The organism is Candidatus Zixiibacteriota bacterium, from assembly GCA_036480375.1.
Classification (GTDB): Bacteria; Zixibacteria; MSB-5A5; order GN15; family JAAZOE01; genus JAZGGI01.
Genome location: JAZGGI010000033.1, coordinates 25,163 through 37,884 on the forward strand (window position 1 = coordinate 25,163; position 12,722 = coordinate 37,884).

Annotated in this window: 8 protein-coding genes; 3 read left to right on the top strand and 5 right to left on the bottom strand. The window is 44.3% G+C overall.

All coding sequences use genetic code 11. The features are described 5' to 3' along the window. Positions 1-246: 246 nt before the first annotated feature. Positions 247-2,130, top strand: a complete 1,884-nt coding sequence (locus V3V99_10280; protein MEE9443038.1) for a hypothetical protein — start codon at positions 247-249, stop codon at positions 2,128-2,130. Positions 2,131-2,219: 89 nt separating this feature from the next. On the opposite strand, the gene V3V99_10285 is transcribed toward V3V99_10280, so the two are convergent. The 4 genes from V3V99_10285 to V3V99_10300 form a co-directional block, all read right to left on the bottom strand. Further along, positions 2,220-3,881: an amidase gene (locus V3V99_10285; GenBank protein ID MEE9443039.1), complete on the bottom strand. Its 1,662-nt coding sequence runs from the start codon at positions 3,879-3,881 to the stop codon at positions 2,220-2,222. Positions 3,882-3,956: 75 nt separating this feature from the next. Continuing rightward, entirely contained in the window at positions 3,957-4,172 is a 216-nt protein-coding gene (locus tag V3V99_10290; protein ID MEE9443040.1) for a hypothetical protein, read from the bottom strand. 111 nt (positions 4,173-4,283) lie between these two features. Next, a complete protein-coding gene (locus tag V3V99_10295; protein ID MEE9443041.1) occupies positions 4,284-5,438 on the bottom strand; it encodes an MFS transporter in 1,155 nt (384 codons plus the stop codon). 94 nt (positions 5,439-5,532) lie between these two features. Then, complete coding sequence (locus V3V99_10300; protein ID MEE9443042.1) at positions 5,533-7,656, bottom strand: prolyl oligopeptidase family serine peptidase; 2,124 nt, start codon at positions 7,654-7,656, stop codon at positions 5,533-5,535. A 478-nt stretch (positions 7,657-8,134) separates the two neighbouring features. Between V3V99_10300 and V3V99_10305 the strand changes: the two genes are divergently transcribed. Then, on the top strand, positions 8,135-8,572 hold the full coding sequence (locus V3V99_10305; protein ID MEE9443043.1) for a hypothetical protein: 438 nt from the start codon (positions 8,135-8,137) through the stop codon (positions 8,570-8,572). A gap of 233 nt (positions 8,573-8,805) precedes the next feature. Here V3V99_10305 and V3V99_10310 read toward each other — a convergent pair whose 3' ends face one another. Beyond that, positions 8,806-11,031 carry a tetratricopeptide repeat protein gene (locus tag V3V99_10310; protein MEE9443044.1) on the bottom strand — a complete coding sequence of 742 codons (2,226 nt, stop codon included), beginning with the start codon at positions 11,029-11,031 and terminating at the stop codon, positions 8,806-8,808. A gap of 254 nt (positions 11,032-11,285) precedes the next feature. On the opposite strand from V3V99_10310, the gene V3V99_10315 reads away from it, so the two are divergent. Next, positions 11,286-12,341 (top strand): chemotaxis protein CheW, encoded by a 1,056-nt coding sequence (locus V3V99_10315; protein ID MEE9443045.1) that lies wholly within the window; start codon positions 11,286-11,288, stop codon positions 12,339-12,341. Positions 12,342-12,722 lie beyond the last annotated feature (381 nt).

Below are 12,722 nucleotides of genomic sequence, written 5' to 3' on the forward strand. Positions count from 1 at the left end.
TTAAGTTATTCATAGACAACTCCTTAATAACTTATCGACCAATTCAGAGTTTTCTCATTTTCTCACGGGAATCCTGGGTGCCTTTCCTGTATTCCGGTGAGTTGGATAACAGATTCCTCTAAATTCTGCCCAAAAATGCATTACATTTTATGGATTTTGGCCTCTCGACATTAAACAAAGAAGACGACTTTGCGTCTTATTAAGAATAAAAAGGACATTGCAGCCATATAATTAACGGGAGCCAAAATGAAAAATCTTATTTCTCTCAGAATTTTTATTCTCCTTCTTCTTCTAATTTTTTTTAACATCGCCACATTGCCTAAGCAGGCCTGTTCCGAAACAGTCGGATTTGATTCAAATCGCTGGACTATTTTGGCGGGGCAGGTTACTGAGCACCTCGGACGAACCGCCTTTGAAGGAATTGCGGTTCTCGGAGATGTTGAATTTGAAGATGGAATAATCGAATTCGATATTGCGGCGATAACTGACCGCGAAAAATCATATCCCGGAATCATATTCCGCATCCAGGGTCAAAATTATGAGCGTTTTTATGTTCGTCCTCATCGTTCGGCTCTTTATTCGGATGTGTTACAGTATACGCCTACTATTAACGGCGTCGCCGGATGGCAGTTATACTCGGGTGACGGATGCACCGAGAAGGCCACTATTCCCGTCGGCCAATGGATACATATGAAAATGGTTATCAAAGGAACTCAAGCTCAATTATTTATCGATGATAATGAAAAACCGGCACTGTCAATATCGGAATTGAAATTGGGGCCAAGAAGAGGATCGATTGGTGTTTTCGGTCCCGCAGTCGGCGTGTCATATTTTTCTAATTTCTCCTATACTCTTGATTCCACAGTTCAGATTGATCCTATACCGATTAAAGAACCCGTTTTTGGCGTTATCAAGAATTGGGAATTATCCGAACCTGTTAACCGACTGGAAATTGACGACGAAAAAACGCCCGATCAACTGGGATTGACTGAGTTATCCTGGAAGAGCGTCGAAAGTGATCCATTCGGCCTGGTTGATATATGTCAGCATTATACATGGAATTATTTTAATGCCAATTTAGTTTGGGCTAAAACCACGATTAACTCTTCTGAAGATCAATTGAGAAAATTCTCATTCGGGTATAGCGATGCCGTGAATATTTTCTTAAACGGCCAATTGATCTTTTCGGGAGTCAGCACCTATCAGGGCCGCGACCCGTCATTTTTGGGTATCATCGGATTATTTGACGCTCTTTATCTGCCTTTAAAGAACGGTGACAACGAACTTATCTTCGCGGTCATGGAAACTTTTGGCGGCTGGGGCTTTATGTGCCAGGACGCCGATACCGTTTATCTTGCTGATGGTGTTACTAAAGTCTGGGAAATTGAGAATGAAGTCAGAATGCCGGAATCGGCCGTCTACGATGCCGAAAAAGATCTGCTTTATATCACCAATTATTATAACGCCGGCCAGGAATTTATTTCAAAAATTACTCCCGACGGTCACATTCAGGAATTGAAGTGGATCACCGATCTCAATAAGCCGACCGGATTAGCCATGTATAAGGATAAGTTATATACCGTTGAGCGAACCGGCCTGGTCGAGATTGATAAAGAAAGCGGTCAAATCTTAAACCGCTTTCCAATTCCCAATCCCGGCTTCCCCAATGACTTCACTATCGATGAAAACGGTATAGGATATCTATCTGATAGTGACGGCAACACGATCTATAAATTCGCCAATGGAGAGCTAAAAATTTGGTTGCAATCTGATGACATCATCTCACCCAACGCAATTCATTATGAAAAAGGGAGACTATTGGTCGGATGCACCGGAGATGGGATTCTAAAATCAGTCGATATTGAAACGCAGAAGATTACACCCATTGTCAGCCTGGGAGCCGGGGCTTTAATGGACGGAATTACGCCTGATGGCCGGGGCAATTATATTATATCCGATTTTTATGGAAGGGTATTTCGCGTCAATTCCGCGGGAGAAAAAACACCTTTGATAAACACCAACGCGATTGACAGGTTTACAGCCGATATTACTTTTATTCCCGAGAAAAATTTGTTGATCGTACCGCGACTGTATAATAGCAAATTGGCCGCTTATACCATATTGCCATAAAATCGTAAATACATCATGCTCGACAACTAAGGCGGGATGCCCAAAATGGCTTCCCGCCTTTATCGTATTCTAAATTGAAACTCCAATAGTTACTCAAATCTCTCAGGATGCTTCATATGAAAATCAGTCGCATCCTGAAATTTCCCGGCGACCGCCACAAGCGTTGCTTCATCATATAACCGTCCAATAAAGGTAATGCTCGTCGGGGCCCCCTCTTCATTAAAACCGTGCGGCAAAACCACACAGGGATGACCGCTGAGATTGGTCAAAAGGAGATTATTGCCTTCAAACGAAGGCGCTATATAAACGTTAATATCCTTCATTAAGGCAGCCATTTTCTCTATCATCAGAGTTCTCAAGCGATTGGCCTGAATGTATTCAACGGCGGGGATAAATCGGGAACCTCGAAATGTGTTGGGCCAGGAGTTTTTTATCTGCCTGACTAACAAATCGTCGCGATTGGAACGAGTCAATTCATCAAACGCCGCCGCCGCTTCGGCGCTGAGTATAATTGACATCGGCATTATCGGCATATCCGGAAGCTCGATTTCAATAAGGTCGACCCCCAGTCCGCGCATAACTTGAAGAGCGTTATTATTATGCTCCATATAACTCGAATCGGTATCAAAATCTTTTTTCAGATATCCGATTTTCAATGATTTTAAATCGATATCGGGGTTATAATTGAAGGCCGCGTCAATTACAGACATATCAATGCCATCTGACCCCCGAATAGCATTATAGACTAAGGCGCAGTCTTCCACCGTGCGGCAGATCGGTCCCAGTTTATCCATCGTCCAGCTCAAAGCCATCGCCCCGGCCCGGCTAACCGCACCGTAAGTGGGCCGCAATCCGGTCGTTCCGCATCGAGTCGAAGGCGACACAATCGAGCCCCAGGTTTCCGAACCGATAGCAAACGGCACCAATCCGGCTGATACGGCCGAGGCTGGACCGGCCGACGAACCGCTTGAGCCCTGCTCAAGATTCCACGGATTACGAGTCGTATCGGCAAACCAGACATCGCCCCAGGCCAATGCTCCCAAAGATAGCTTTGCCACCAGAACCGCTCCCGCCGCTTCCAGCTTTTTTATCACCGTCGCATTGAAATCAAGGATTTGATCTTTATAAGGCATCGCTCCCCAAGTCGTCTTATATCCTTTCACGGCCAATAAATCTTTGGCACCGTATGGTATGCCGTGCAACGGTCCTCGATATTTCCCCGATTTAATTTCCTCGTCTGCCTTGGCGGCCTGAGCTAAGGCTAACTCTTCGGTAAGAGTAATAACGCAATGCAAGTCCGGGTCGAATTTTTTAAGTCTATCCAGAGCCAGCCGGGTTAGCTGAGTCGATGTGACCTTTTTTGTTCGCACTAATTCTGCCAATTCACCGACCGAAAAAAAGGCGAGGTCGTCGATATTTTCCGGCATGGCCACTTTTTTGGGCTTGCTGAATTTTATTTTTTCCTGGTTATAATTTACTTCAAAATTCCGCGGCAAAGGGTTGAACCAGATGGATGGCGGTACCGAATTATCAATCTCGACTTTTCTCATCTCAATGTATGATTCCAAATTATCCGCTAAATCGGTAAGCATTGAATCCCGCTCGTCGGCTTCAAATTCCATCCCGATTATTTTTTCGGCGTTGCTTACATTATTGATCGTGATTTCATCTAAATTATCTCCGCAACAGCCAAATTGAAACAGAATGCCCGCCGCGGCAATAAGTACTAAATAATTGAGATTCTTTTTCATGATAATACCCCTTATGGTTTGGCCATAAGGAAATACTCTTGGAAGATAATCGCAATGTAATAATGAGGAACCGAACTACTGGTTTACCTGAGTATCGATTTTGATCGGTTCGCTAATTACTATCTCAAAATCATTACGCGCGTGGGATTGGTATAAGATATTATTGAATTCCTGCCGGACCGCGTTCATAACATCTTTATGCTCGCGCAATACGTCATTTTTTGACTCCTTGATATTATCCCTAACCCTGATATTCAAAATATCGGCCGGCAATAAAACGAGTTTTCTCAAAAGCGATATCCTCAAGTAGAAAAAATCTGCAAATTCACATGATAGTATAATTATCGGCAAGTCTCCCAAATAATTTCAGGATCACGCCGGTTCATATGGTAGAGTATGAATTTACTTTGAATCGGGTGATAAGATATTCTTACCCGGTACTTTTAATGCCAGCAACAAATCAATCAGGACAATCAAGGCTCCAGCCAAAAAAGTTACCTGATATCCAAACATGCTCCACATGACGCCGCCGGCGATCGGAATTACTACCGCGGTGATATGATTGGAAGTCATGCCGAATGACAAACATCCTGTCAAATCTTCCTCGGTGGAAATTTTCCTGATATAAGATTTAAGCGCGATAGATGACCCGAACAAGATGTTATCAATCACGTATAAGGCAATTAACATCGGTAGTAAACTTACAAAAGCATATCCGCAAAAAATGAATATCAGAAAGAACGAACATCCCACCAGGACAAATTTCTCGCCGTACCGGTCGTTGAGGACTCCCAAATATCGATTGGTAAAAATAGTAATGAAATTATTCGCTAACATAATTATCGAAACAACGGTAATATCGAGATTATGATTTTTCACCAGTAGAAATATCGCGAAAGTAGTGAAAATATGACGACGACATCCGCGAAGAAATGACAGAGAATAATAAAGCCAGTATTTCCTCCTTATCCTGACCTTTCTTTTTTCCTGCTTGCCTCGATTGGGCGGCAAGGCCAGAACCAGATATAATCCTATCAATATCACGGCGCTTCCGAAGATGATAAATGAAACGCGAAAATCAATAAATAATGTCATCAGGAGAATCATCCCGGCGCCAAGCAGACCGGCCATCGATTCATAAGATAATAAACGTCCCTGCACTTTTCCGACTTCGTTTGTATCAGACAACGCCAGAAGTTGTGAGGAGTTTACCGGCTCGAAATAATGAAATCCGAACGACATCATGACGGTCGCCAGCCCCAGGACCACTAACGTAGGTGAAAATCCACAGAATAGCAGTCCCAGCCCCATCGCGATCAGAGCCAATGACGCGATTTTTGATTCGGTGAAATAAACCGCCAGCGCGCCGGCGCCAAACGCCAGCAGTCCCGGGATTTCTCGAACGGCTTGAATTACGCCGACATCAGTCGGCGAAGCGTCAAATACCTCAACCGCGAAATTATTAAACATTATCCGCCAGGCATAAAACCCGACCCACATTACGATTGCGGAAAAAGTAATAGTTTTGATTGAGACTTTATTAATCCCGAGGGCCATAATCGGACTAAGATAAATAGGATATCTCTATTTGCAAGGAAAATCGAGGATTGAACTCGGCGGCATCATGACCGAAGATACCGCCGCCGTGCTTTTACATGTCTAATTCTTTGAATAAAAATCCGAGAATATCCGCCTTCTCGTTTATCTGCTTTGTCATCGGCTTGCCCGCACCATGACCGGCTTTTAATTCATACCGCAAAAGGATGCTATTGTCGCCGGCATCGGCCGCCTGAAGAGCGGCGACGAATTTTAATGAATGCGACGGATAAACTCGATTATCCGATTCCGCGGTCGTCACAATTATCGGAGGGCATTTTATTCCCGGCCTGATATTATGCAACGGTGAATAAGCGTACAAAAATTTGAAATGTTCCGGGTTTTCCTCGGCGTTGCCATATTCCCCGGTCCAGTAACGTCCGGCCGTAAATTTGTGATAACGCAACATATCAATCACCGGAACCCCGCAAACAACCGCGCCAAAAAGCTCGGGTCTCTGAATCATGCAGACCGCCACCAGCAAACCTCCATTGCTTCCGCCCCAGATAGCAAGTTTGGATGAACTTGTATATTTATTGTCAATCAGCCATTCAGCGGCGGCGATAAAATCATCAAACACATTCTGTTTATTGCCCAGCATACCGGCCTTATGCCACTCTTCGCCAAACTCACCGCCTCCCCGAAGGTTTACTTTAACGTAGATTCCGCCCTTTTCCAGCCAATAGAAGTTTTTAAAATCGAACTTGGGTTTGGAACTGGAATTGAATCCCCCGTAGCCATTCAATATGGTTGGATTGTTGCCATTCAATTCCAAATCTTTTTTGTGTACAATAAACATCGGTACTTTCGTGCCGTCTTTGGATGAGAAAAAGACTTGCTTGGTTTCATAAAGATCGGATTCGACGTCAATATCATCTCGAAAACGAAGCGCCGTTTGGCCCGTTACAAAATCAAAGTGATAGAATCCGGAAGGATAGGTAAAAGATTGAAAACTATAAATCATCTCCGTCCCCATCCTTTTACCTTCTATACCAGAGATTGTCCCCACCGCTGGAAGCTCAATATCCCTAATGAATTTCCCTTCCGAGTCAAATATTTTTGGCACACTGTAGGCATTGTGCAAATAATTGACGCTCAGATGATTATTTATCATGCTTGCCGAATTTATGGCATCACTATTTGGGGGTATTATTTCACGCCAGTTTGACTTATCGGGTTTTGTTATATCAATTGCGATTATCCTGTAATTCACCGCATCATTATTCGTCAAAAAGTAGAAGATATTGCCAATGTTTTCAATAAAGGTGTATTCGGCTTCGGCTTGATCGATAAGCTTTACAATCCGTCCGCCTCCGATCTTCTTATAATAAATCCGATTTTCGACATCCGTTCCCCGCCAGACATTCAGCACTAAGTACTTGCCGTCCTCGGTCATATACGGATCAAAACCATTTTCCCTATTTACAATATCCTCATAAACAAGCTGATCTTCTGCCTGATCCGTACCCAGCTTATGAAAATAAAGTTTATTATCAAGAGTGCGATCCTCAAGAGCCACCTGATTGGAATCGGGATAACGGCTGTAATAAAATCCGGAGTTATCATTCATCCAGGCAATACTCGTGAATTTAGTCCAACGGATTGTCTCTTCATATTCTTCGTTAGTCGCCACATTGCGGATGCGTACTTCTCGCCAGTCACTGCCCGACTGGGAGATAGTGTAAGCCACCATTGAACCGTCATTCGAAAAATACATGTGTCCCAAAGCAACCGTGCCGTCATCGCTAAAAGTGTTGGGATCGATCAATATTTGCGGCGTTTCCGAAAATGATTTCTGCTTATAACAAACGTATTGATTTTGAAGTCCCTCGTTCTTCTTAAATATATACCAATCCCCTTCAATTCTGAGATTGCCGTACCGGGCATAATTCCACTTCTCGGTTAATTCATTCCCAATTTCTTCGCGAACCGTATTTTCAAGATATTCGTTGGTTATCGCCTTTTCTTCAGCAATCCAGGTCCCGGTTTCGTCTGAATTCAAATCTTCCAACCAGCGATAAGGATCGGTCACAGGGGTTCCATGAAAATCATCTACGACATCAACGGTATGAGCCACCGGGTACGAGTAAATATTGGTACTCGATTTAAAATCACATGATACTAAGCATGAAGTAAACGCGATTAATGCAAAGAACCGGATTATACATGATTTACGCATGAAACCTCCTCTGTCCTTTTTGGTCCCGATATTCAATATTGAACAGTCGATGATTACTTATCAATCACCCGACGCAGTTAATATATTAAGTATTTTTGACGCGGACTAAATATATCACACGGGCAACGATTCACAAAGCGGTATTTCGTTTTATCAATGTTTTAATCCGCGCAATAATAAATGGGCCGACGTTCTCATCAACTATTCCTGCCGTGTGAAAAAAGGTGAACTGGTTGTTATTTCCGTCAAGGGCGACAGCGCCCGGAGCATGGCGTTTTATTATGATATTTACAATCAGCTTGATTTCGTGCGTCGTTGAAAAACAAATATATTTACGTTGGAAGCTTATGCAAAAGGCCAGACGGCGAATCCTCAGATTAACGTTTTAGGTCATATCAACAGGCGAAAGTCTGTTTTCAGCTGTCGCGCGGTGTATATGAATTTTATGTCAAATATTATAAGCTGAGTGCTTCTCAAAATGGGTTTGTTTCCTCAGATTAACGTTTTTGGTCATATCAACAGGCGAAAGCCTGTTTTCAGCTGTCGCGTAGATGACCTACCGTCGGTTCACCGCTTTGCTAAGGAACCGACGGCACAGAGAGCAACTTCTAAAATGGGTTTGTTTCCTCAGATTAACGTTTTGGGTCATATCAAATCGGTGGTGATTCGGGCAGGCGAAGGCCTGTTTTTTGGCTGTCGGGGATGTCATCTCTTTTTGGCTGTCGGGGTGGCATATTTTAATTTTTCCTATGTAGCAGGCCATTTGTATTTCTCTTCCAAATTCTCATTGTCATACCCGCGAAAGCGGGTATCCATGCAGCGTTTGAAGAAAATGCGAAATTTGTCAATAGATGATTTGTCTGCATGGATTCCCGACTCGCTTCACCCCTTTCAGGGATTTCGCTCTCGGGAATGACAGGCAAACCTGTTTTCTGTAGGGACAACTCTCGAGTTGTCCTGAAATTGTAAACACTCGCAAACGCGGGCTCGTCGCGACGAGCCTCTACTGGCAATTTCCGGCCGGAAATATAATTCATACTATTAAATGCGGATGATTTCGGAAAATGCGGTGGGTTGGTTGGATATTTGTAAATGTTCTATGCGGGAACCCAACCTCCCCGCCGAGGCGGGGAGGACGGGCCACCTGTCCTATTTTTCTTCCCCGCAGATTGAATCCAAAATTCCGAGATTTTTTATTGTTCCAGCATATTGTAGTGGGAATGCTTTATCCGTATAGACTTTGAGGGCGTTTTCAAATGCCTGTCGCGCGCGCTGGCAATTACCCGGTTTGTCTTCCACGTCGGCCAGCGTCCGGTATGCAGTTCCCAGATTATTCTGCGTCATGGCATAATCCATCGGGAAAACGTCGAGCGTATAGATCTTCAAGGCTTCTTTGAAGGCCTTAATGGCCAGTCTGCAATTACCCGGTTTGTCTTCCACTTCGGCCAGCGTACTATATGCATTTCCCAGATTATTCTGAGTCATGGCATATTGGTACGGGAAATCGTCGATCGTATAGATATTCAGTGCTTCTTTGTATGCTATAATGGCCAGATTGCAATTGCCCGGTTTGTCTTCCACTTCGGCCAGCGTTTTGTATGCATTTCCGAGATTATTCTGCGTCATGGCATAATCCATCGGGAAATCGTCGAGCGTATAGATATTCAGGGCTTCTTTGCATGCATCAATGGCCAGAGCGCAATTACCCGGTTTGTCTTCCACTTCGGCCAATGTTCCGTACGCAGTTCCCAGATTATTCTGCGTCATGGCATAATCCATCGGGAAATCGTCGAGCGTATAAATGTGCAAAGCTTCTTTGCATGCTTTAATGGCCAGCGTGCAATTACCCGGTTTGTCTTCCACTTCGGCTAGCATGCGGTATGTATCCCCTAGATTATTCTGCATCATGGCATAATCTATCGGGAAATCGTCGAGCGTTCTGATCTTCAGGGCTTCTTTGCATGCTTTGATGGCCAGCGTGCAATTACCCGGTTTGTCTTGAACTTCGGCCAGTGTTGAGTATGCATTTCCCAGATTATTCTGCGTCATGGCATAATCCATCGGGAAATCGTCGAGCGTTCTGATTTTAAGAGCTTCTTTGCATGCTTTAATGGCCAGCGTGCAATTACCCGGTTTGTCTTCCACGTCGGCCAGAGTCCAGTATGCTTTTCCCAGATTATTCTGAATTTTCGCCACATGCTCAACCGAACCTGATTCGCCCTCCAATTCAAGGCAACGAAGGCATAATTTAATGGCAATTTTTGCATATCGGCTTTTTTGCACAGATATTTGACTGAAATCAAATACGCGATCTTCAGCCAAAAATAAGGCATCTGAATCATCTGAAAAAACATCCAAGATTGTTTCAAAATGAGAAGGTTTATCGAATTTCCCGTCTATAATATTTTTCAGATATGTTTCTTCGATTTGGAGGTTTCCGTTTTTTATTGAGATAAACGATTTGAATGCGAGAGATTCAAAAATGCTATTCATCTCATATTTTTTCCTGTCCATGCCGTCAATTTTCTGGCAAATACGACTGACGCGATTTTTTGCAAAGACTTCATTCTCTTCATATATCCCGGCGTTATATAGTCTTTTTATAGCAAGGAGGACTGTTCTTTCCTCGTCGGTGCATTTTGCATAACAGTCGGTCATGGCATCAAGCCGTACAAAAATCGATCCAATATTGCCGTTGAACCTCGCAGGCAATTCTCTTTGAGTGTCATTTGCGATTTTTTCGGCTTCGTTTCGAGGAATTTTCTCTATTTTGATAGGTTTGTCGAATATCAGCCGTTCCTGTTCAACGTTGTCGCAAAAATATTTGTATTCCGGACCGGACCTGCAGGTGGCGACGATGATAAAATCACGCTGGGCATATTCTGACAGCAGATAGGGGAAATTTCGTTTGGCGGTGTATTTATCAATATCATCCAAGAGAAGAATATTACGGGTGACAGCGCTAATCGCGGGAGGATATTGGAATTCTTCGATGTTAAAATCGTCGATATGGGGTATATATACGTAGTGAACGGGATTGAGGCGTTTCAATGTCTGATAAACCGCTCTGGATTTCCCGGCCAGAGGTTCTCCAGTGATTATCACACTTTGCCCGTCAATAATCATCTGCTCAATTTGCTTATCGTATTCCCGCTCATAATAATATTCCTCAAATCCATGATCTTTTTGGGCTCGAATGCTCATAACATCATAAGGAATTAAATCTGATGATTTTTTGCCATCAACACGAAAAAAGCCTTTCCGCTTTTTCTTCTTTTTAGAATAAATTTGAATTATAAAAAGGACTATTCTTACTACTATCGCCAAGATTGCGATAGCAACGCCAAGAACAGTCAGAAAATTGTATTTATCCATAAATAAATCCCCCGAATATTACAAGAGTTACTAAAAATACATAAGAATATCAGAAAAGTAAAGAAAAAGTTGGCCGGTGGCCTATCCTCTGGCGGTAATCGGAGGGGCCGCCGGTCGGTTGCGGGAGGTCGGCCTGCCTTTTATGCCACATTGTTTATAATTAGCACAGTGAAGAACTAATTAAATAGAGAAACAGGACGATTATTTGATAAAGGGGGGGAACTATTCCCAAGCTAATGTCGGAGGATTTAGAAATGGATACCCACGTTGGAAATCAATTCGACGAGGTGGTACAGCTTGTCTCATTTCGACTCGGCGACGAAGAATTCGCTGTTGATATCCTTAAGGTTCAGGAAATCAATCGTATGGTCGAAATAACCAGGCTTCCAGACGCACCGCACTATTGTGAGGGAGTCATCAACCTCAGGGGCACTGTGATCCCGGTTCTTAACCTGCGCAAGAAATTCGACATGGATGGCAAGGAATGGGATAAGAATACACGCATAATTGTCTGCGTCGTCGAAGGCAGTGTAGTAGGTATGGTCGTGGACGCGGTTGAAGAGGTCCTCAGGCTTCGCCGTTCGACCATCGAGCCAGCCCCTGATATTGTCACTTCCTGCAACACCGACTACATCAATGGTGTAGCCAAATTGGACAAACGCCTGCTCATCTTCCTCGACATTTCACGTATTGCCGTGGAAGCCCATAAGGCCGTGAAGTCGGAAACACAGTGCTACGAACCCCAGCCGAACATGAAAGCGGAGAATTCTACCAGCACCAGCCTGACTCTTGCCAGCGGTGCCGGTTTGGAAAGGAGAACTATGATGAACTCGATAGAGATGATCGTCACCAAACTTAAAGATGTAACTCGCGAATTAAACGAGAACACCGGTGAACTCGTATCCGCCGCCAACGAAATTGTTTCCTGCGCCCAGGCCACGGTGAAGGCGGCCGAGCATATGTCCGAGCTCACGGGTAAACAGGCTCAGTGTGCCGGTCAGGTGTCGACGACTGTCGAAGAGACGACCGTTGCCTTCACAGAAGTGTGGAGAACCTCCGGTGACAATACCAGGAAGCTGGCTGAGATGATCAAGACCATTCAGACTGAAACTGAGAACGCCAGGCAGTCGATGGAGGCGGGCATCCAGGTTGTCTATAAGGGTCGGGAGATGGCTGACAAAGCCAATAGCTCTCTTAACGAGGCTGTCGACATGTCAAAGGAGGCGATGGGTGTGATAGAACAGATTACTCCCTCCTTTGGCCAGGCTGCAGGTACAAAGAAACGCGTCGAGCAAACCGTCACGATTTGATAGCATCGACGTGAGATGCAGGAGTCTCGTTAAATCTCCCTCGGACTGTCATGTTCTAACGCTGCCGGAGAAGTATGATATGTAAGCGCGCGGCATTCCTGTTTTCACGTGCTTCGCGGATGACCGGTAGCCCGTCCTCTGACGATAGCCAGAGGATAGTTTCTCGCATACGGCATTCGCAATTATCCCATACATTTTATGCATTTTCCGAATTCATCCTTATATGTAAGATGAAACATATTACAATTAAGCAATCACCCGTAAGGGCGCGGTTTCCGCGCCAGATGATAGAGTACAGGCATTTATTCGGGCCGGGAAACCCGGCTCCTGCAGAAAAACAGGCCATCGCCTGTTCCCCTGCCAGGCCTTTGCCTGTCTTGA